Source organism: uncultured Aquimarina sp. (genome assembly GCF_947492115.1).
Taxonomy (GTDB): domain Bacteria; phylum Bacteroidota; class Bacteroidia; order Flavobacteriales; family Flavobacteriaceae; genus Aquimarina.
In genome coordinates this window covers 180,268-202,503 of record NZ_CANLMM010000002.1, presented here as the reverse complement: position 1 = coordinate 202,503, position 22,236 = coordinate 180,268, and the positions used below count along the sequence as shown (strand labels likewise).

19 protein-coding genes are annotated in these 22,236 nt (G+C 34.5%); 15 read left to right on the top strand and 4 right to left on the bottom strand.

Annotated elements, in window-relative coordinates; translation table 11 throughout:
* Nucleotides 1-58: 58 nt before the first annotated feature.
* The 3 genes from Q1A73_RS06295 to dnaG all read left to right on the top strand — a co-directional run bounded on the left by Q1A73_RS06295 (nt 59) and on the right by dnaG (nt 6,996).
* Nucleotides 59-1,126 carry a hypothetical protein gene (locus tag Q1A73_RS06295; protein ID WP_299603043.1) on the top strand — a complete coding sequence of 356 codons (1,068 nt, stop codon included), beginning with the start codon at nt 59-61 and terminating at the stop codon, nt 1,124-1,126.
* Nucleotides 1,127-1,650: 524 nt separating this feature from the next.
* On the top strand, nt 1,651-4,923 hold the full coding sequence (locus Q1A73_RS06290) for a T9SS type A sorting domain-containing protein (RefSeq protein ID WP_299603039.1): 3,273 nt from the start codon (nt 1,651-1,653) through the stop codon (nt 4,921-4,923).
* Nucleotides 4,924-5,034: 111 nt separating this feature from the next.
* Nucleotides 5,035-6,996: a DNA primase gene (dnaG, locus tag Q1A73_RS06285; protein WP_299603036.1), complete on the top strand. Its 1,962-nt coding sequence runs from the start codon at nt 5,035-5,037 to the stop codon at nt 6,994-6,996.
* Here the strand turns inward: dnaG and Q1A73_RS06280 are convergent.
* Both Q1A73_RS06280 and nadE read right to left on the bottom strand, forming a co-directional pair.
* Entirely contained in the window at nt 6,993-7,625 is a 633-nt protein-coding gene (locus tag Q1A73_RS06280) for a response regulator transcription factor (protein WP_091407582.1), read from the bottom strand. The two genes, dnaG and Q1A73_RS06280, sit on opposite strands and share 4 nt — an antisense overlap.
* A gap of 144 nt (nt 7,626-7,769) precedes the next feature.
* Nucleotides 7,770-8,558: an NAD(+) synthase gene (gene nadE, locus Q1A73_RS06275; RefSeq protein ID WP_299603034.1), complete on the bottom strand. Its 789-nt coding sequence runs from the start codon at nt 8,556-8,558 to the stop codon at nt 7,770-7,772.
* A gap of 163 nt (nt 8,559-8,721) precedes the next feature.
* Between nadE and gldB the strand changes: the two genes are divergently transcribed.
* From gldB to Q1A73_RS06260, 3 genes are read left to right on the top strand one after another with little or no spacing between them, the layout of a single operon-like run.
* Nucleotides 8,722-9,690: a gliding motility lipoprotein GldB gene (gldB, locus tag Q1A73_RS06270; RefSeq protein ID WP_299603032.1), complete on the top strand. Its 969-nt coding sequence runs from the start codon at nt 8,722-8,724 to the stop codon at nt 9,688-9,690.
* Nucleotides 9,690-10,028: a gliding motility protein GldC gene (gldC, locus tag Q1A73_RS06265; RefSeq protein WP_299603030.1), complete on the top strand. Its 339-nt coding sequence runs from the start codon at nt 9,690-9,692 to the stop codon at nt 10,026-10,028. Before gldB ends, gldC begins: the two co-directional genes overlap by 1 nt.
* 33 nt (nt 10,029-10,061) lie before the next feature.
* Nucleotides 10,062-10,424 carry a GTPase gene (locus tag Q1A73_RS06260; RefSeq protein WP_299603029.1) on the top strand — a complete coding sequence of 121 codons (363 nt, stop codon included), beginning with the start codon at nt 10,062-10,064 and terminating at the stop codon, nt 10,422-10,424.
* On the opposite strand, the gene yihA is transcribed toward Q1A73_RS06260, so the two are convergent.
* Together yihA and Q1A73_RS06250 are read right to left on the bottom strand one after the other, a co-directional pair.
* Nucleotides 10,421-11,026 (bottom strand): ribosome biogenesis GTP-binding protein YihA/YsxC, encoded by a 606-nt coding sequence (gene yihA / locus Q1A73_RS06255; protein ID WP_299603027.1) that lies wholly within the window; start codon nt 11,024-11,026, stop codon nt 10,421-10,423. The two genes, Q1A73_RS06260 and yihA, sit on opposite strands and share 4 nt — an antisense overlap.
* A gap of 13 nt (nt 11,027-11,039) precedes the next feature.
* On the bottom strand, nt 11,040-11,804 hold the full coding sequence (locus Q1A73_RS06250; protein ID WP_299603025.1) for an alpha/beta hydrolase: 765 nt from the start codon (nt 11,802-11,804) through the stop codon (nt 11,040-11,042).
* Between the two features lie 303 nt (nt 11,805-12,107).
* On the opposite strand from Q1A73_RS06250, the gene mraZ reads away from it, so the two are divergent.
* Genes mraZ through murG form a run of 9 tightly spaced genes read left to right on the top strand, consistent with a single transcriptional unit; the run spans nt 12,108 to nt 22,234 of the window.
* Nucleotides 12,108-12,578: a division/cell wall cluster transcriptional repressor MraZ gene (gene mraZ / locus Q1A73_RS06245; RefSeq protein ID WP_299604649.1), complete on the top strand. Its 471-nt coding sequence runs from the start codon at nt 12,108-12,110 to the stop codon at nt 12,576-12,578.
* On the top strand, nt 12,556-13,461 hold the full coding sequence (gene rsmH / locus Q1A73_RS06240; protein ID WP_299603022.1) for a 16S rRNA (cytosine(1402)-N(4))-methyltransferase RsmH: 906 nt from the start codon (nt 12,556-12,558) through the stop codon (nt 13,459-13,461). The genes mraZ and rsmH overlap by 23 nt, the downstream gene beginning before the upstream one ends.
* A 9-nt stretch (nt 13,462-13,470) precedes the next feature.
* Nucleotides 13,471-13,782 carry an FtsL-like putative cell division protein gene (locus Q1A73_RS06235; protein WP_299603019.1) on the top strand — a complete coding sequence of 104 codons (312 nt, stop codon included), beginning with the start codon at nt 13,471-13,473 and terminating at the stop codon, nt 13,780-13,782.
* A 6-nt stretch (nt 13,783-13,788) separates the two neighbouring features.
* The gene (locus Q1A73_RS06230; RefSeq protein WP_299603017.1) at nt 13,789-15,783 is read left to right on the top strand and encodes a penicillin-binding protein; all 1,995 of its coding nucleotides are present in this window, start codon (nt 13,789-13,791) and stop codon (nt 15,781-15,783) included.
* A complete protein-coding gene (locus Q1A73_RS06225; protein ID WP_299603015.1) occupies nt 15,780-17,243 on the top strand; it encodes a UDP-N-acetylmuramoyl-L-alanyl-D-glutamate--2,6-diaminopimelate ligase in 1,464 nt (487 codons plus the stop codon). Before Q1A73_RS06230 ends, Q1A73_RS06225 begins: the two co-directional genes overlap by 4 nt.
* A gap of 55 nt (nt 17,244-17,298) precedes the next feature.
* Nucleotides 17,299-18,528: a phospho-N-acetylmuramoyl-pentapeptide-transferase gene (gene mraY / locus Q1A73_RS06220; protein ID WP_299604647.1), complete on the top strand. Its 1,230-nt coding sequence runs from the start codon at nt 17,299-17,301 to the stop codon at nt 18,526-18,528.
* A 1-nt stretch (nt 18,529) separates the two neighbouring features.
* Entirely contained in the window at nt 18,530-19,864 is a 1,335-nt protein-coding gene (murD, locus tag Q1A73_RS06215; RefSeq protein ID WP_299603012.1) for a UDP-N-acetylmuramoyl-L-alanine--D-glutamate ligase, read from the top strand.
* Nucleotides 19,865-19,907: 43 nt separating this feature from the next.
* Entirely contained in the window at nt 19,908-21,137 is a 1,230-nt protein-coding gene (locus Q1A73_RS06210) for an FtsW/RodA/SpoVE family cell cycle protein (protein ID WP_299603009.1), read from the top strand.
* The gene (gene murG, locus Q1A73_RS06205) at nt 21,134-22,234 is read left to right on the top strand and encodes an undecaprenyldiphospho-muramoylpentapeptide beta-N-acetylglucosaminyltransferase (protein WP_299603007.1); all 1,101 of its coding nucleotides are present in this window, start codon (nt 21,134-21,136) and stop codon (nt 22,232-22,234) included. Before Q1A73_RS06210 ends, murG begins: the two co-directional genes overlap by 4 nt.
* Nucleotides 22,235-22,236: the final 2 nt, after the last annotated feature.

Genomic DNA, 22,236 nt, shown 5'->3' with positions numbered 1-22,236 from the left:
TTCTTACTTATTCCCTCTCATCTTCGAGAGGGGAAAAAGTAAGTCAAATCAATTATTTATGAGAACACTAATTATGTTCGTCGTGATTACGACAATGACACTTAATGCCCAATTTTTAACGGCACAAGAATCAGAAAATGCTGATAAAATAGAGGAATTAAAAAAAGAAAAAGAAGGCATAGTGCTTTCTGAAAAGGAACAGCTTAAAAAAGGAGTGGAAGAGATTAATGAAAGATTGGTAAAAGGCGAAATAACAACTGATGAAGCTCAAGATTTAAAAGAAAGCTTAGCTAAGAAACATGCCTTAAATATTGAAAATAGATTGGCAATCGTTGATAATCAGATAGCATTATTAGAGCGTAATAATGCGTCATACCTTTCTGATAAAACAAAACTCTCTATAGGTTTTGGTGCTAGAGATCATGATGATGGTGATATTTTGTTCGGAATAAATGTGAAAAATACGAAGAAGGCCAAGAAGAAATATGATAAACGTACCTATTCGGATTTAGTGGTTGCTTTTGGATTAAACAATGCAATTGTGGAAGATCAATCGCTTGATGATTCGGATTATAAAATTGCTGGAAGTAGATTTTTTGAAATTGGTTTAGCTTGGAAAACAAGAGTTTTTAAGAATTCAAATTTTATGAGAATCAAATATGGAATTTCTTATCAATCTAATGGTCTGAAACCTACAGATAATAGATATTTCGTTGAGAATGGAGATCAGACGGAGTTAGAAGAATTTAGAGTGGAATTGGATAAATCTAAATTTAGAATGGATAACATCGTAGTTCCTGTACATTTTGAATTTGGTCCTTCTAGAAGAATAGAAACTGACGAAAGATTAAGGTTTTCTACAAGGAAGAAATTTAGAATTGGCTTAGGTGGATATGCCGGTGCAAATATAAGTACACGTCAAAAATTAAAATATAAAGAAAACGGTGAGCGCGTAAAGGATAAAATCAAAAGAGATTATAATACCAATGACTTAATTTATGGTTTAAGCGGCTATTTCGGTTTCGGAGATATGTCTTTATATGCTAAGTATGATCTATCTCCAATTTTCGAAAATGCAGCAGTTGATCAGCGAAATGTGTCTTTGGGATTGCGTTTCGACCTTTAGGATTTACCATAATCGGTAAGGTTCTCTATTCAGTTTTCATATTGTAAGAAAAGCAGAGGTGAATTTTTAGACCAATTTAAATTTTAAGTGTTAGCCATTTTTTGCGGGAAAAGAGTTATGTGTAATCATAGCTCTTTTTTTTGTTTCCATATTGATTGGGGTTTGAGCTTATATAGATTTTATAAGGGATCAAAAATACTCTACCAACTTACTATAGAAAATATTATTGTTTCTTCAATGTTAAATAATACACAAATTTAACACTATTGTTAAATTATCATTAAAATATAAATCCCTTAATTTGATTACGGTTTTAAAGTAAATACCTGATTGTAAGTATTTTATGACACTGTTTTTTTTTATTCCTAGGTTAAATAATCTATATTTAAATCACTCTAAAAGTTAAATTTTTGAGTATAAAATTTAAGCTTTGATTATGCGCATGCCCCCTATTCGCAATCCAAAGACCTACTACTTATGCTAAAATATGGTTCAGTGAAGTAATTGTTAACCAAATTTTAGATATGAAAACACAATTCTATTATTTTGCATTTTTTATGCTTTGTAGTCTTGGGCTTATTGCTCAACAAAAACCTCAAAAAGCCAGCTTATTTGGAAAGGCCGAGTATGTCAGAACCGTGCCTGCCCTATCAAAGATGGATAATATCATTTCAGCTAAAGGAATGATAAAACATGGTCAGGAAAAAAGAAGAGGTAGAAATACCTATGTTCCTGGAAAAGGACTTCCTGCTGCAGGACAAAACGATCCACTTATGCAGTTTCAGCAGAAGTCTGTAAGAACAGCTATCTCTACAGAAGTAGCGAACTTCCAATCGCACGAAGGCTTTAGTACACCAACGGATCCAACTGGAGCTATTGGTCCTAACCATTATGTGTATGCATTTAACTCTGGTTTTGGAATTCGTGATAGAGCTGGAAATGTTCTATTAGCTGAAGCTTCTCTGGCTACCATTTTTCCTGGAGAAAGCTTAGGAGATCCAATCGTATTATATGATAATTATGCAGAGCGTTTTGTTATTATGCAGTTTAGTAACACTCCGAATGGTATTCTAATTGCAGTTGGACAAGGACCAGATCCTGTTAACGACGGGTGGTTTACTTACAGATTTAATACAGGTTCATTTCCTGATTATGAAAAAATATCTATATGGAGTGATGGATACTATATAACTGCTAATAAAGATTCTGGATCTGCGGGTAGTAGCGAAGTAGTTTATGCAGTAGAAAGAGATCTAATGTTAGTAGGAGATCCTAACGCTCAATTTGTTGGATTTCCGCTTCCTGGAATCACTACAAGTGGTTTCTATAGTCCAGGAGGATCTAGTGCAACAGGACCTACATTACCTCCTGTTGGAGTAGGACATTCTATCATCTATTTACAGGATGATGGATGGACTGGAGTTTCTCAGGATCACGTAAAAGTATGGACAACGGATGTGGATTGGACAAACGTTGCTAATTCAACTATTTCTCAACCACAAGAAGTTTTAACGGCTCCTTTTGATAGTGTATTTGATGGAGGATCTTTCTCTAATTTACCACAGCCTAGCGGTAATGATATCGATGCATTGCAAGCGACTATGTTATATATGACTACATATAGACGTTTCCCTAGTCATAACTCAATGATTTTTAATTTCGCAGTTGATTTAGATGGTAACGATGATCTTGCAGGTATTCGCTGGTATGAATTTAGACAAACTGCTGATGGTCAACCATGGACTATTTTTCAAGAAGGTACGTATGTGCAACCGGATGGTTTGAGTGCTTTTTGTGGAAGTATGGCTATGGATGGTCAAGGAAATATTGGATTAGCTTATACAGTAGTAAGCACTTCTGTTTTCCCTTCTATTCGTTATACAGGAAGATTAGCTAGTGATCCAATAGGAACTATGACATTAGCAGAACAATCTGCAGTAGAAGGTACTCAGGTTGATCCTTCTTTCAGATATGGAGATTATGGTCACATGACTATCGATCCTACAGATGATTTAACATTCTGGCATACGGCTGAGTATTTTGATGGAGGTTTTAGAAAAAACCATGTAGTAGCATTTAATTTACAGCCAGACACTCCAGATACGGAAGCACCAACAGCTCCTACGAACTTAGTGGCTTCTAATACTACAGATGTTTCTACGACAATTAGTTGGGATGCTTCTACAGACAATATCGGAGTAACCGCATATGACGTATTCCAAGACGGAACATTAGTAACTACTGTAGCTACAACTTCTGCGGATATAACAGGATTGGCTCCTTCTACATCTTATGATTTTACCGTGGTAGCAAAAGATGCAGCTGGTAATGAGTCTCCTGCTAGTGCGGCGTTATCAGTAACTACAGAAGCTCCAGATACAGAAGCGCCAACAGCTCCTACGAATCTTACAGCATCTAGTACTACAGCTGGACAAACTACACTTAGTTGGGATGCTTCTACAGATAATGTAGGTGTTGCAGCATATGATGTGTTGCAAGATGGTGAGATCGTAGCTACGGTTTCTGATACTACAGTAATAGTTACTGGTTTAGCACCAGAAACAACATATGAATTTACAGTTGTTGCAAAAGATGCAGCAGGAAACGAGTCGGTAGCTAGTGATCCACTTTCGGTTACTACACCTGCAGCTTCAGGTTGTTTAGCAGGTTTAGTGCCTCCTTACGCAGAAAGTTTTGAAACTGGTTTAGGAGATTGGACTCAGAGCTCTGATGATGACCTAGATTGGACAGTAGATGCAGATGGAACACCATCTAATAGAACAGGGCCTTCTAGTGCTGCAGATGGTTCAAATTACATTTATGTGGAAGCTTCAGGAAATGGAGTAGGATTCCCTAATAAACAAGCAATCATTACTTCTCCATGTATCGATCTTTCAGGAGCTTCTTCTGCTTCTTTCTCGTTCCAATATCACATGTTTGGAGCAAACAACTTTGGTTCATTAGATGTTGAGGCAAGTAATGATGAAGGAGTAACTTGGACAAGTATTTGGAGTAGAAGTGGAAACCAAGGTAATTCTTGGCAGTCTGCTAGCATCGATTTAGCTGCATATGTAGGTACAGGAGTTCAGTTAAGATTTAACAGAGTAACTGGTGGTACTTGGAGAGCAGATGCTGCTATTGATGATGTACAGGTAACCGCTGATGGTGGACCTGGTGGATCGGATTGTGCTTCTGGAGATGTAACACTTAGTATTACTTTTGACGATTACCCTCAGGAAACCTCTTGGACCCTTACTGACTCTGAAGGAAGTGTTGTAGCTTCTGAAAGCTATTCTACTGCTAATCCAGATGGATCAACAGTTACAGAAACAATTTCAGATTTAGGAAATGGAACATATACGTTTACAATTTCTGATTCTTTTGGAGATGGAATCTGCTGTGGATTTGGTAATGGTTCTTATACATTATCAAGTGATTCTGGTGTCATCGTAAGCGGTGGAGAGTTTGGAAGCTCTGAAGCAACTGATTTCTGTGTAGAAGGAGCAGGGGTAAGATTAGATACGTATCCATTAGATGATCTTCGTTCTAATAACGATGATGTATTTACGATTTACCCTAATCCGGCTACAAATGTATTAAACGTTACTGTTGGAAATAGAACTATCAATAGTGTTCAAATCTTCTCAATGTATGGCCAATTGGTTAGAGAAATTTCTGATCAAGGAAAGAAGAGCCAAATTGATATAAGTAATTTAGCTTCAGGAACATATTTTGTTCGTTTTACTTCTGATAAGGAAGAACTTTTAATAACAAGAAAGTTTGTTATAGCAGAGTAATAATCTATAACGAAGTTATAATTTAGCCAAAGGAGGCTGTCTGAAAAGACAGCCTTTTTTTATATCTGTCAACCGAAGAAAGAGTCTCGAGAATTATATTATTTTTGCTTCATGATTCATAAGTCTACCATAGATGCTGTATTCGAAACTGCCAGATTAGAAGAGGTTATTGGCGATTTTGTGCAACTGAAAAAATCAGGAAGTAATTTTAAAGGATTAAGTCCATTTAGTGAAGAGCGCACACCATCATTCATGGTATCTCCGGTAAAGCAAATTTGGAAAGATTTCTCTAGTGGTAAAGGAGGGAATGTAGTTGCATTTCTTATGGAGCATGAGCATTTTACCTATCCCGAAGCAATAAAATACTTAGCTAAGAAGTATAATATTGAAGTAGAAGAAACAGAGCAGACTGATCAGCAAAAAGAGCAGGCAAACGAGAGAGAGAGCATGTATTTGGTGAGTGAGTTTGCTAACGATTTTTTTCAGAATACGTTACATAAAACAGAACAGGGCAAGGCTATTGGTCTAACGTATTTTAAAGAAAGAGGGTTTACTACAGAAACGATGCAGAAATTTGGATTAGGATACTCTCCTGATGTTTGGGATGCATTTACTAAAGAGGCTATTAAAAAAGGCTATAAATTAGAGTTTCTAGAAAAAACAGGGCTTACTATTGTTAAAGAAGAAAAGCAGTTTGATAGATTTAAGGGAAGAGTCATGTTTCCTATTCAATCTATGTCTGGTCGTGTTCTTGGTTTTGGAGGAAGGATTTTAACAAACGAGAAGAAAGCAGCTAAATATTTAAACTCGCCAGAGAGTGATATTTATCATAAAAGTAAGGTGCTCTATGGTATTTATCATGCTAAGCAGTCCATAGCCAAAGAGGATAATTGTTTTTTAGTAGAAGGGTATACTGATGTTATACAGTTTCATCAGACTGGAGTAAAGAATGTGGTTTCTTCATCCGGTACAGCTTTAACTTCAGATCAAATTAGATTGATTAATAGGCTTACTAAAAATATTACGGTCTTATTTGATGGTGATGCCGCTGGTATGAGAGCTTCTATTCGAGGAATAGATCTTATTCTCGAGCAAGGAATGAATGTAAAGGTATGTAGCTTTCCTGATGGAGAAGATCCGGATAGTTTTGCGAAGCAAAATACTTTAGATGAACTTACGGAATATCTAAAGGAAAATGCTCAGGACTTTATTCGATTCAAAGCTTCATTATTGCAAGAAGAATCTAAAACAGATCCGATTAAAAAAGCGGAATTGGTGAGAGATATGGTGGTTAGTATTTCGAAGATTCCAGATGTTATAAAGCGTGAAATCTATGTGCAAGAGTGTTCTCGAATCATGGATATTTCGGAAGATGTACTTTTTGATACGTTAGCTCAAATTCGAAATGTTGGGAATAAGGAGTCGCGGAAACAAGAAAAAGAAGCTAAAAAACCTCTGGAAGTTGTAGATCAAAAGGTACAAAAGCAACCGAAGGTAAATGAACTTAATAGTTTAGAAAAAAAGATTATTGAGATTTTACTGCTTTATGGTACTCAAGAAGAAGAGTTTGAGGATCTGGTGATGAAAGAAAATGAAGAAGGAGAGTTGTATTTGGAGCCAGAGCTTTATACAACAAAAGTATTCGAAAAAATATATTTAGATCTTCAGGAAGACGAAATAGAATTTACACAGAGTATCTTCAGAGAAGTATATACCATATTGATAGAAAAGCTAAATCAGGAAGAAGACTTTAAAATAGAGCATTTTATAAATCAAATACCACCAGAAGTAGCTTACGAAATTACTGAAATTATGATGGATGAGGAACGTCATGCATTACACCGATGGTACGATAAAGAAATTCATGTAAAACAGAAGAAGCATACTGTTTCTCAGTATGTTTCAGATACGATTTTAAACTTACGTAGATTCTTAATTAACCAAAAAATAAATGAGCTTTCACAAGAAGTAAAAGCTCAAAATTTTGAAAATAATCTTAATATTTTAGAGGATATTAGAGATTATCAAACGTTAAAAAAACTATTATATCAAAAACTAAATAGAGTGATTTAATTTATGTGTAATAATCTAGATTGATGTATAAGATCTGCTAGATTATCAACCTTTAGTTTTTTCAACAATCTTGTTTTGTAAGTACTTACAGTTTTTTCGTTTATAGACAAGGTGCTTGCAATATCTTTATTACGTTTACCAGAGGATAATAAATTCAATACTTCTATTTCTCTTGAAGAAAGTTTCTTGTATTTAACTACCATGTTATTTTCATTGGTATTCCCGTTTGCTAACTGCTGAGTAAGATTATCATTAAGATAAATACCACCTCGCGCAACTCTTTCAATAGCTTTTTTAAGAGTTTTGGTAGCAACGGTCTTGGATAGATATGCAGAAGCTCCAGCCTTAATTGCACTTAGTGCATACATTTCTTCTGGGTGAGAGCTAAATATAATAACCTTTATTCCAGTAAATTCTTTTTTTATGGTTCGCAAAGCCATAATGCCATTAATCTGGGGCAAGTCTAATTCCATGATTAGTATATCTGGGGTATTAGATTTCAAAATATCATACATTTCATTTCCGTTACTTACTTTTCCGATGATTTCGAAATCTTCAGAGTTTCTAAGTAGAGAAACAATCCCTTTTCTAGTAATAGGATGATGATCTGCGATTAGTACGTTTGTCATTCTTGTTTACAATTGATAATGTTAATTTTTAATTTTAATGGGGTTAACATTTCTAGGGGTAATTCTGATATTTGTCTTTGTGCAAAATTACTAAGAACTACTAGTTGTAAACTTTTTTTTACCAAGTTATCGATAAAATGTTGTTTAAATCAGATCAACGGGTATTTCACATACTGGAATTGGGACCATTTTGTGTTGATTTACGGCATTTAGACGAGAATAAATTGTAAAAACTTCTTTTTCTCTGCCAGAAAAATCGTCACTTTTCTTACCTAAATCCTTCATTTTCATAGCCCATTCCAGTTCATCATAACTCGCTCCAATCTGATCCTCATCACTTCTGCTATCTCCAAATAAACCATCTGTAGGAGTAGCTTTTTGTATCGATTCGGGTACTTCTAGTACTTTAGCCAATTCATATACCTGACTCTTTAATAAATCTGCAATTGGACTTATATCAACGCCGCCATCACCATATTTAGTATAAAAACCTACACCAAAATCTTCAACTTTATTTCCTGTACCTGCTACTAAGTAGCTATTTATCCCAGCTAGATAATATAAAGTCGTCATTCGTAATCTGGCTCTGGTATTGGCTAACGATAGGTTTAATCGGGCTTCAGAGTCGCCGTTAGGAACCACAGTTTTAAATTCTTCAAACACTGGAGTAAGATCCACTCTAGTGTCAGATACCTTGTCAAAACGTTTTTTTAATTGAGCAATATGTTCTTGAGCTCTGTTTACCTGACTTTGAGCCTGATGTATCGGCATTTCTACGCACAAAACATTCAATCCTGTTTTAGCGCACAAACTTGAAGTTACCGCACTATCAATACCTCCACTAATTCCCACAACAAAACCATTAATATTTGCATTATTAGCATAATCCTTTAACCAGTTTACAATGTGGTTAATTACTTTTTCAGTCTGCATATTCTATTTTTTATAGTAGTGTTAATTTATATCTATGTTACATTTATAAACTATTATTACAGTTACAATATATGATAATAGTAAATTTGCGATATAAAATTAATAAAAAAAGCTAGCGTTAAATAGGAAGAGTAATTATTTGTGTAGATATTATAATATTTGAATGAAGTATAGTAAGTTTTTAAAAATAGTCGTAGTTTTTTGCATAATCATATCTTGTTCTAAAGAAAGTAAAATTGAAAAGGAAATTGCTGCAATACCCGTAAAAATTGGAATAGAACGTTTTGATAGGATTTTTGCAGATGTTACAGAAGAAAATCTAGCATCTGTAAAAGATAAGTATCCTTTCTTTTTTCCAGGTGAGAATAATGATAGCATTTGGATTCAAAAAACAAAAGATACGTTACAGATAGAGATTAATCAGGAAGTTGAAAAAGCATTTACTGATCTTTCGGTAGAACGAGAGCAATTAGAGTCTTTATTGCAGCATATTCAGTATTATTTTCCAGAAGCCACTGTTCCAAGAGTGATTACGATTACTTCTAATGTTAACTATCAAAAAAAAATTATTTTATCGGATGATTTGTTAATCATTTCTTTGGATACCTATTTAGGAGCAGATCATCACTTCTATGGAGGAATTCAAGCGTATTTAAAAGATCGTTTCGTAAGAAGTCAGATATTACCTGATATCGCAACTACCTATGCGAGACAATTGGTAGAGTTGCCTAAAGACAGAACATTTTTGGCAAATATGATTTATTACGGAAAAGAGCTATACTTAAAAGATCTATTTCTTCCTGATTTTTTGGATAGTGAAAAAATGGCGTACACAGAAAGCCAGTTCGATTGGGTGAAAGCTAACGAAGAAGAAATCTGGAGATATTTTATTGATCGACAATTATTATACAGTACTGAAGCAGATTTATCACCAAGATTTCTTTATCCAGGACCTTTTTCTAAATTTTATTTAGAAGAGATCGATCAAGAATCGCCAGACAGAGTAGGGCAGTATATAGGTTGGAGAATTGTAAATGCGTATATGAAAAATAACAATGTATCTTTGCGCCAATTATTATTAACGGATGCCGAAACAATTTTTAGTGCATCGAAATATAAACCAGCGAAATAATGGCAAATACTCATAAATCCGAAATCAAAATTGAAATTGAACTTGATGAGAATAGGGTTCCTGAAAAATTAAATTGGACAGCAAAAGATGGTGGTGTGGAAAACGAAGAGACAAAGGCATTACTTTTGTCAGTCTGGGACAATAAAAACAAAGAAAGTCTTCGTATTGACCTATGGACAAAAGATATGCCAGTGGATGAAATGAAAGTGTTTTTTCATCAGACATTGGTGTCTATGAGCGAAACTTTTAATAGAGCAACTCAGGATGAGAAAATGACGGCTACAATGAAGGATTTTTGTGATTATTTTGCGGAAAAACTTGATCTAAAAAGAAAGTAGTTTAGGATAGATATATGCTAAACTAAGTTAATTATGAAGCGAATAATCTTCGTGTATAATGCTCAATCCGACTCCTGGAGTAAATCCTTGGATTTTGCTCATAAAATTATAAGCCCTTCTACATATAATTGCAGTTTATGCAGCTTAACACATGGAAGTTTTTCTGAAAGAAAAAAATGGAAGATATTTAGAGAGACGACTTCCCATACACTGATTTTTGAATATAAAAATGAGTTTTTGAAACGGTTAGAAAATAACCATAATCAGACGTTTCATTTTCCAGTTATTGTAGAAGAAAATCAGGGTAATTATGACATTCTAATTAGTTCAGATGAGCTGAATAAAATAGGTTCTTTAGACGAATTAATAGAAAAAGTGAAGAATAAAATGGGCTAAGAAGAAGCAAGCTGTTGATTGATTTCTTCAATATAATTCAAAACATCATCCTTGCCTAAACCATTAGAAGAAGACGTGATAAAATAATTAGGCATCTCCTCCCAATATTTCAGCATTTCATTGGTGTATGCTTCAATGTTTTGCGGTAGTTTCGTTTTCGAAAGTTTGTCTGCTTTTGTAAAAATGATTGAAAAAGGTATTTGATTCTCTCCAAGCCATTGCATAAATTCCAAGTCAATCTTTTGGGGTTCGTGTCTGCAGTCTACAAGTACAAAAGCTGATACTAATTGAGTACGCTTCGAAAAATATGCAGTGATAAATTTCTGAAATACTTTTTTTGACGATTTAGAAACTCTTGCATAACCATAGCCTGGTAAATCTACTAAGAACCAGTTTTTGTTTATAATAAAATGATTGATTAGTTGTGTTTTTCCCGGTCTTCCAGAAGTTTTGGCAAGACTCTTTCTACCTGTCAACATATTGATCAAAGAAGACTTTCCAACATTGGATCTTCCTATAAAAGCATATTCTGGCAAATTGTTTTTAGGACATTTTGCCAAATCGCTGTTACTCATTACAAATTCAGCGCTGCTAATCTTCATTAGATCCTTGGGATTAGAAATTACGCTCTTGTAACCAAGAATGTAATAGTTTGTTAAATTCTTCTGGGTGTTCCATCATGGCAGCATGACCACATTTATCAATCCAATAAAGGTCAGAATCAGGTAATAACCTGTTAAAATCATCTGCAACCTCAGGAGGAGTTACATTATCATTTTTACCCCAAATGATACACGTTGGTGTCTTCATGTTAGGAAGGTCTTTTGCCATGTTATGTCTTATGGCACTTTTAGCAATAGCAAGTGTTCTGATTAATTTGTTACGATCATTTACGGTAGCATAAACTTCGTCTACAATTTCCTTAGTAGCAATTGCTGGATCATAAAATACATTTTCGGCTTTTGCCTTAATATATTCGTAATCACCACGTTTTGGGTAGCTTTCTCCCATGGCACTTTCGTACAATCCAGAACTACCAGTAATTACCAAGGCTTTTACTTTTTCTGGAAACATTTTGGTGCACAGAAGTCCTATATGACCACCAAGAGAATTACCAAGTAAAATTACTTCGTCATATCCAAGTTGGTCTATAAAATCTCTAAGATATTTGGCAAATGTACCAACACTAGTTTTTATTAAAGGCATTTCATACAGAGGAAGCTCTGGAATCAATACTTTATATCCATTTTTTGGAAAATAATTGCTAACGCCATCAAAGTTGCTTAGTCCACCCATCAATCCGTGTAAAATCACGATTGGCGTGCCTTCCCCAAGCTCTAGATAACTGAATTTTCCGTCTTTTTTTAATTCGTGCTTCATTAATACTTCTTACAAGAATTAAAAGCAAATATAGCATTTTCATAATTAGTTTGAAGATTTTTTATGAATACTGCGACAGTATTTTTTTAGATTTTTTTAATCCTTCATTTTTTTTCTTCCTGAATAGGTCAAAACCAAGAATTTATACCTAAAACGATATTTCATTGATAAGCAAAATAGTAGGGTGAGAGTGTTGAGGTTTGAAGATTTTTGGAGACAACTTATTAACAATGTGGTAGATTGTGGTAAAAAGTGGTAAAATTTTCAATATATTTGACTAATTATAGAAGTAAGAAGGAAAAAGTGGTAAATCTTATAGGTACATACGAGTGTAAAGCTGACGCGAAAGGTCGTTTGATGTTGCCTGTAGCATTTAAAAAACAGCTTTCGTCAATTTTGCAAGAGGGTTTTGTATTAAAACGTTCAGTGTTTCAGTCTTGTTTGGAGCTGTATCCAATGGAAGAATGGAATCTGCTAATGCAAAAAATGAATAAGCTGAATCGCTTTAAAAAAAAGAATAATGATTTTATCCGAAGGTTTACAGCAGGAGTTAAGGTTGTGGAAATTGATGCAACAGGACGTCTTTTGATACCTAAGGATTTAGTGAGTTTTGCTGGGATTACCAAAGAGCTAGTGCTGTCATCCGCTGTTAATATTATTGAGATATGGGATAAGACTCAATACGAAAAAGCAATTGATGATGCCGCTGTTGATTTTGCAGACCTGGCAGAAGAAGTAATGGGATTCGACGATGAAGCAGACGGAATATCATAATCCAGTTTTATTAAAAGAAACTGTAGATGGACTAGATATAAAACCAGATGGGATATATGTAGATGTAACCTTTGGAGGAGGTGGTCACTCTAGAGAGATTTTGAAAAGACTTGGTCCGAATGGAAAGTTATATGCTTTTGATCAAGATAAAGATGCTTTAACAAATACTATTGATGATGATAGGTTTGTATTGATTAATGAAAATTTTAGGTTCATAAAAAGATTTCTTCGTTTTCATGGGGTTCGCAAAGTTAATGGTGTTTTAGGAGACTTTGGGGTTTCTTCACATCAATTTGATGTGGCTGAAAGAGGTTTTTCAACCAGATTTGAAGCAGATCTTGATATGAGAATGAATCAGGATCACGAATTATCAGCTTATCATGTGATTAATGAATATGACGAGTCGGATTTAAGAATGATGTTTTTACAATATGGGGAGTTAAGAAATGCTCCAAAATTGGCAAGGGCTATTGTGGGAGCTAGAAATAAACAGCCTATTAAAACAAGTTTAGAGCTAAAGGAGATATTAAAGCCTTTTATGGTAAAGCATAAGGAGCATAAGATACTGGCTCAGATATACCAAGCTATAAGGATTGAGGTGAATCAGGAAATTGAAGTATTGAAAGAATTTTTAATGCAGACACAGGAGATACTAGGTGTTGGAGGGAGAGTGAGTTTTATCTCTTATCATTCTTTAGAAGATAGATTGGTAAAACGATTTATTCGTAATGGGATGTTCGAAGGAGAACCAGAGAAGGACTTATATGGTAATGTGTCGGTTCCTTTTAAAAGAGTGGGAAAGTTAATCGTTCCTTCCGAAGAGGAGATTAAAATAAATAATCGAGCTAGAAGTGCAAAATTAAGAGTGGCAGAGAGAATTTGACAAAAGGTTATGAAGCAGACAGTGTATGATATATTAAAAGGTAAGTTTTTGATCGCGGATGATGCGATGAAAAATTGGCGTATGCTTCTCTTTCTTTCATTTTTAGCCATTATTATGATTGCAAGTTCTCACAATGCAGAAAGTAAGGTTCATGAAATTGCTAGGTTGAATAATGAAGTAAGAGAATTGAGAACACAATTTGTAGATGGAAGAACTGAGTTGATGCAGTTAAAAATGGAGTCTTCAGTAATTGAAAAGATGACGAAGAAAGGAATTAAAAGACCAACAAGACCACCACAGAAAATAATAGTAAAAGAATAATTTGTTTTGGCAGTAAAAGATAAGAACATATTAAATAGGTTGTACTTCATTTCAGGATGTATGTTCATCTTCGCTATTTTGGTGTTGGTAAAACTGGTAAAAACACAATTTGTCGAAGGGGATACATATCGTGCTAAAGGAGAGCAACGAGTTTTTAAAACATTTGATATACCGGCCAATCGAGGTAATTTGTATGATAGTAAAGGGAATTTGTTAGCTACTTCAGTTCCTAAATATGATATTCGATTTGATGCGGTAACGGTAACCGATAAAGATTTTAGAGAAAATATAAATGGGTTATCTAAGGCTTTGTCTAAAGAATTTGGGAAATCGGCAGAGTATTATGATGATGCATTAAGAAGGGCTCGAGACAATAAAAATAGATATTTCTTAGTCAAAAGGAATTTAGGGTATTCTCAGTATATGAGAGTAAAGAAATTTCCTTTGTTTAAATATGGTGCTAATCGTGGTGGACTGATTGTAGAGCAACGTACGATTCGAGAGCATCCTATAGGAAAGATAGCTGAGAGAACTGTTGGTTATGAGCGACGTGATGACCAAGGGTATTATACTAGAGTAGGACTCGAAGGCGCTTACGGTCCGTTTTTAAGAGGTAAAGAAGGAAAACGTAAAAAACAAAAAATTGCAAAAAACCAGTGGAAACCTATTGGAGACGCAAATGAAGTAGAACCTCAAGACGGATTTGATGTGATATCTACAATTGATGTAAATGTGCAAGATATTACTCATCATGCATTGTTAGCACAATTAGAAAAGTTTGAGGCTGAACATGGAACAGTTGTAGTAATGGAAACTAAGACTGGTGAGATCAAAGCAATTTCTAATCTTGGTAGGACTAAATCTGGAAAATACTACGAAAAATTAAATTATGCGGTGGGAGAATCTCATGAACCTGGATCTACCTTTAAGTTAATGGCAATGGTCGCGGCGCTAGAGGATAAAGTAATTGACTCTAGTTATGTTGTGGATACAGAGAATGGAAGAGTTCGATTCTATGATCGTGTAGTGAAAGACTCTAAATGGGGAGGATATGGAAAAATTTCTGCTGCTAAAGCTTTCGAGTTATCATCAAATACAGCTTTTGCTAAAATCATAGATGAAAATTATAAAGAGGATCCTAAAAAATTTGTAAACCGATTGATGAATATGGGCTTACATAAAACATTAGGATTGTCTATTAAAGGAGAAGGGAAGCCTAAAATACCATATCCAGGTGATAAAGATTGGTACGGAACTACGCTTCCGTGGATGGCTCATGGATATGGGGTTGCCGTAACACCTTTGCAAACATTAGCATTTTATAATGCGATAGCAAATGATGGGGAGATGGTAAAACCGAGATTTATTAAAGAAGTAAAAGCTTGGGATAAAACTCAAGAAAAATATGATAAAGAGGTTTTAAATCCTGCTATCTGCTCGAAAGAGACGGCTAAAATAGTTCAGGAAATGATGAAGAATGTAGTTATTAGAGGTACAGCTGATAATATACATACAGATAACTTTCAGATAGCTGGGAAAACTGGTACTTGTTGGGGTAATTATGGAAAAGATAAAGAAAGAGAATATATATCCTCTTTTGCTGGATATTTTCCAGCAGAAGATCCGAGGTATTCTTGTATCGTTGTAATTCATAAGCCGAATAAGGAGAAAGGATATTATGGGAATATAGTAGCTGCACCGGTTTTTAAAACTATCGCACTAAAAGTATATAACGATATACCTGTGGTTGATGAAGTAAGTGCAGATATTGTTGAAAGTAAAGAGATAAGTGAGAGTTATGAAGGGTATTTTCAAAAAGCAAGAAAGCATAAAACTATAATGCCCAATGTAAAAGGAATGCCAGCAATGGATGTGATTTCTCTTTTAGAAAATATGGGATTAAAAGTTGAAATCAAAGGTTCGGGAACTGTGAAAAGTCAGTCTATAGAACCAGGAACAAAAGTTAAGAACAATCAAACTATTAGGATAGAATTATCGTGATCGAGTTAAAAGATATTTTATATAAGGTGCCTATTAATGCTGTTGTTGGAAATACTGCAACAACTATCAATAAGATTGAATTTGATTCTAGAAAAATCAAACAAGATGATGTCTTTGTGGCAATTTCGGGGACGGTTGTTAATGGGCATGATTATATAGAGAAGGCAACTAATAATGGAGCAATCGCAATTATTTGTGAGGAGATGCCAGAGTTTTTGATTGATGGTTTGGTGTATGTTCAAGTAGAGGATACTCAAAAAGCATTAGCAATAATAGCAAATAACTATTTCGGATCTCCGTCTGAGAATTTGAAACTGGTTGGAGTAACAGGGACTAATGGAAAAACTACCATAGCAACCTTGTTGTATCAGCTTTTTAAAAAAGCAGGATTTAAAGTTGGGCTTCTTTCAACCGTAAAAATACTAGTGGATGATGTAGAATTTAAAGCTACTCATACAACACCAGATTCACTTACAATTAATCATTATCTGAAAGAAATGAATGATGCTGGTGTTGAGTATTGTTTTATGGAGGTCAGCTCTCATGGGATTGATCAAAAAAGGACTGAAGGATTGGAATTCGAAGGAGGTGTTTTTACGAATCTATCTCATGATCATTTGGACTATCATAACACTTTTAAGGAGTACCGTGATGTTAAGAAACGATTTTTTGACCAGTTAGGTAGTAAAGCTTTTGCTTTAACAAATAAAGATGATAAAAATGGAAGCTTTATGCTTCAGAATACGAAGGCAAAGCAATATTCGTATGCACTTAAATCATATGCAGATTTTAGAGGGCAAATTCTTGAAAATAGTTTGGGCGGTCTTTTATTAAAAATAAATGATAATGATGTTTGGACAAAATTGATAGGAAGTTTTAATGCGTATAACCTTTTGGCAATTTTTGGAACCGCTGAATTGTTAGGTCTAGAAACCTTAGAGATTTTACAATTACTAAGTGATTTAGAAAGTGTGAGTGGTAGATTTCAGTATTTGATTTCTGATAAAAAAGTAACAGCCATAGTCGATTATGCACATACTCCTGATGCTTTAAAAAATGTCTTGGAGACGATCAATGATATCCGTACCAATAACGAAACATTGATTACAGTAGTTGGTTGTGGAGGAGATAGAGATAAGGCAAAAAGACCTGTAATGGGAAATATTGCAACAGCTCTAAGTAATAAGGTGGTTTTTACAAGTGATAACCCAAGGACTGAAAATCCGGAACAGATTATAGAGGATATAGAAAAAGGAGTGGAGCCACAAAATTATAAGAAAATCATATCCATTACAGATCGTAAACAGGCAATCAGAACTGCTTGTCAATTTGCAGAAGAGAATGATATCATTCTAATAGCTGGAAAAGGTCATGAGACGTATCAGGAGACAAATGGTGAGAGGATTGATTTTAATGATTTTGAAATAGTAAAAGAAGAACTTAAAAAAATAGGAAAATAAATAAACCCTTTTCATTCCAGAGTTATTTGGATGTATTGGAAAGGTATTGATGAGTATGTTATATTATTTGTTTCAATATTTAGAAAATGAATATCAGTTTCCTGGAGCATCTTTGTTCCAGTTTATCACCTTCAGAGCGGCGATGGCGATTATCCTATCGTTATTGATATCTACTATCTATGGTAAACGAATTATCAGTTTCTTAAGAACTAAGCAAATGGGCGAAAGTATTAGGGAATTAGGTTTAGAAGGACAAGCTGAAAAAGCTGGTACTCCAACAATGGGAGGAATTATTATAATCCTTGCTACTGTGGTGCCGGCATTACTTTTTGCTAAAATCGATAATATATACATCATCCTTTTACTGATTACCACCTTGTGGATGGGAGTAATTGGCTTTACAGACGATTATTTGAAGATTAAAAAGAAAGATAAAGAAGGGTTAGCGGGTAAGTTTAAAGTAATAGGCCAGGTTGGATTAGGTCTTATTGTTGGTTGTACTATGTATTTCCACGATGATATTACGATAAAGGAAGAGAAGTTAAATTCTGATATCGTACAAATAGAATCTAGTGAAGAGCAATCAGATTTTAACCCTGCAGTGAAATCTACCAAAACTACAATTCCGTTTTCTAAGAATAATGAGTTTGATTATGCCAGTTTGATCACCTGGATCAATCCAGACTTAGCTAAATATGCGTGGTTGATTTTTATTCCTATTGTAATTATCATAGTAACTGCGGTTTCGAACGGAGCTAATCTTACGGATGGGATAGATGGTTTGGCAGCTGGATCTTCAGCAATAATTGTACTCACACTGGCGCTGTTTGCTTGGGTGTCTGGTAATATTGTTTTTTCAGATTATCTCAATGTAATGTATATACCCAATTCGGGAGAGATGACTATTTATATAGCTGCTTTTGCAGGAGCACTCGTTGGGTTCTTATGGTACAATACGTATCCAGCACAAGTTTTTATGGGAGATACCGGTAGCTTAACAATTGGCGGAATAATCGCGGTAATCGCTATTGCTATTAGAAAAGAACTTTTGATTCCTATCGTTTGTGGAATATTTTTTATAGAAACACTTTCTGTAATGATGCAGGTAAGTTGGTTTAAGTATACTAGGAAAAAATATGGAGAAGGAAGAAGAATATTTTTAATGTCTCCATTGCACCATCATTATCAGAAAAAAGGGATTCATGAGAGTAAAATAGTCGCAAGATTTTGGATTATAGGAATTATTCTGGCAATTGTGGCAGTGATTACTCTTAAAGTAAGGTAGTGTGAAGCGATTAGTTGTTTTAGGAGCAGGAGAAAGTGGTGTAGGAACGGCTATTCTGGGTAAAAAAGAAGGATATCAGGTTTTTGTTTCTGATAAAGGAAAGATAACAGATGATTATAAAAAGGTTCTTAGAAATTTTGAAATAGAATGGGAAGAAGAAAAGCATACAGAAGATAAAATTCTAAATGCTGATGTAGTCATGAAAAGCCCTGGTATTCCTGATAAAGTGTCTTTAATACAGAAGCTAAATGGATTAGGAATACCAGTGATTTCGGAGATTGAGTTTGCATCACAGTTTACCTCCGCTACTATTGTTGGAATTACAGGTAGTAATGGAAAAACCACCACAACGATGCTTACGCATCATTTGGTAAGTCATGGAGGTTTAGATGTAAACATGGGAGGTAATATTGGGGATAGTTTTGCGAAGCAGGTTGCAGAAAATGATGCTGAATATTATGTGTTAGAGCTAAGTAGTTTTCAGTTAGATGGAATTAAAACATTTGCGCCACATATTGCTGTGTTAACTAATATCACTCCTGATCACTTAGATCGATATGATCACAAATTTGAAAACTATATAGCTTCAAAATTCAGGATTGTAATGAATCAAAATGAAAATGATTATTTCATTTATGATTCCGATGATAAAGTGATTACAAAGTATTTGACAGAGCATCCTATTCGTTCAAAATTACTGCCTTTTTCATTAAAGGAAAAAGTAGAGAATGGAGCGTATTTAGAAGAAGATAATATAAAAATAATAATAGACAACAACGAATTAACCATGCCGACAAAAGATTTAGCATTAAAAGGAAATCACAACGTTAAAAATGCTATGGCAGCAGCCACAGTATCACAATTATTGAAAATAAGAAAGACTACTATAAGAGAGTGTCTAGAAAATTTTCATGGGGTAGAACATAGACTAGAAAATGTCTTAAAAATTAATAACGTTCAGTATGTGAACGATTCCAAAGCGACCAATGTTAACGCTACTTTTTATGCGTTAGATGCTATGAAATCTTCTACGGTTTGGATTGTAGGAGGTGTAGACAAGGGAAATGATTATACAGAGTTGTATCCGCTGGTAAACGAAAAAGTAAAAGCAATTATTTGTTTAGGTGTTGATAACAGCAAAATTATCAATGCTTTTGGTAATTGTGTAGATAATATCATAGAAACGCAATCAATGAAAGATGCTGTTAACATAGCTTATAAGATAGCGGAGCGTAATGAAAATGTATTGTTGTCACCTGCTTGCGCTAGTTTTGATTTATTTAAAAACTACGAAGATAGAGGAAGGCAATTCAAAGAAGCTGTAAGAGAATTATAACATTGTTTTACATAAAAGAAATAGAGAATAAGAATTTAGTAGAGTGACCAAAGTTTTAAAAAATATAAAGGGAGATAAAGTTATATGGGCTATCGTAGCCCTGTTGGCATTGTTTTCGTTCCTTCCTGTATATAGTGCTAGTAGTAATTTAGCGTATTTGTACGGAGATGGAAATACCTTTGTGTATCTAGTAAAGCATTTTGCACACTTGCTTTTAGGTTTTGGTATTATGTATTGGGTGCATAAAATTCCTTTCCATTATTTTAAAGGGCTTTCTATTATTATGATACCTGTAGTCATAGTATTGTTGTTGTTTACAATGGCTCAAAATAATACCATAGGAGGAGCAAATGCCAGTCGATGGATTCGGTTGCCTTTTGTCGGAGTTACTTTCCAAACGTCTACATTAGCTGCGGTAGTCTTAATGGCGTATGTAGCTAGATATCTTTCTAAAATAAAAGATAAAAAAATCAGTTTTAAAGAATCCTTACTTCCATTATGGTTGCCTGTCTTTTTAGTGCTGATGTTGATATTGCCAGCTAATTTCTCCACAGCTGCAATTATCTTTTCTATGGTAATTATGTTAGTGTTTTTAGGTGGCTATCCCATAAGATATATCTCGGTAATATTGGGGTCTGGATTACTGGTGCTTACCTTTTTTATTCTAACAGCAAAGGCATTTCCAGATGCATTTCCGAATAGGGTTGATACATGGGTTAGTAGAGCAGAAAACTTCTTTAATGATAAAGATACTCCTGAGGATTATCAGATAGAGCGCGCTAAAATTGCTATTGCAAGAGGAGGAGTGATAGGAAAGGGGCCTGGTAAAAGCGTGCAAAGAAACTTTTTGCCACAATCTTCTTCAGATTTTATTTATGCGATTATTATAGAAGAGTGGGGGCTGATAGGAGGAGTTTTTTTAATGTTCCTGTATTTAATGTTGTTGTTCAGGTTGGTTATTGTAGCACATAAGAGTTCGGATATATTCGGAAAACTATTGGTAGTTGGTGTAGGATTGCCTATTGTATTTCAGGCATTAATCAATATGGCTGTGGCTGTAGAGCTTTTTCCGGTGACCGGGCAAACACTTCCTTTAGTTAGTAGTGGAGGTACCTCTATATGGATGACTTGTATGGCACTAGGAATGGTATTAAGTGTAAGTAGTAAAAGAAGTGTTGATATAAATGAAGACGAGTCTGATCCTATAAATGCAAAAAAAGAAGAATTAACCACAGAAGAAAATCCTTTAGAGGTATTGAGTGAAGCGATATGATAAAGCAACCTAAGATTATATTATCAGGTGGAGGTACAGGAGGACATATTTATCCTGCGATCTCCATAGCTAATGAATTGAAAAGTAGGTATCCAGAAGCTTCTATTTTATTTGTTGGGGCTAAAGATCGTATGGAAATGCAAAAAGTTCCAGAAGCAGGATATCCTATAGAAGGTTTATGGATTAGTGGAATTCAGAGAAAACTATCATTGAGCAATTTGATGTTTCCCTTAAAGTTGATTAGTAGTCTTTGGAAATCAAAAAAGATTATAAAAAAATTTCAGCCAGATGTGGTAATTGGTACGGGAGGTTTTGCGAGTGGGCCTTTATTAAAAATGGCAAATTCTGCAAATATTCCAACGGTACTTCAGGAACAAAATTCGTTTCCAGGCATTACGAATAAGTGGTTAGCAAAAGGAGCAGATAAAATTTGCGTCGCTTACGATGATATGGATCGGTTTTTTCCGGAAGATAAGATCATCAAAACTGGAAATCCTGTTCGTCAGGATTTGTTGGAAATTGATAGTAAAAGAAATGAAGGGCTCACTACATATAATCTTGATCCAGAAAAAAAAACGATTTTGGTGATTGGCGGAAGTTTAGGGGCCAGAAGAATCAATCAGCTTATAGAAAAAGAGTTGACTTTTTTTGATAAAAATGAAATTCAAGTGTTATGGCAATGTGGTAAGCTGTATTATGAGGAGTATAAAAAATATGATAGCACTAAAGGAGTTCAGGTTCATCAGTTTTTGAATACTATGGATTTGGCTTATGCTGCAGCTGATGTAATTGTTTCTAGAGCTGGAGCTAGTTCAGTGTCTGAATTGTGTATCGTAGCAAAACCTACATTGTTTATACCATCTCCAAATGTAGCTGAGGATCATCAAACAAAAAATGCCAATGCAATTGTAAGTCAGAATGGTGCTAAAATGCTTCAGGAAAGTGAGCTTGATGAGAAATTTGAGAAAACGATTACACAGTTATTGTCGTCAGAAGCTATGCAGATAAAGTTGACACATGCTATAAAAAAGCTTGCATTACCAGATGCTACAAAAGATATTGTAAACGAGATTGAATTATTGATAAGAAGGAATTGAGA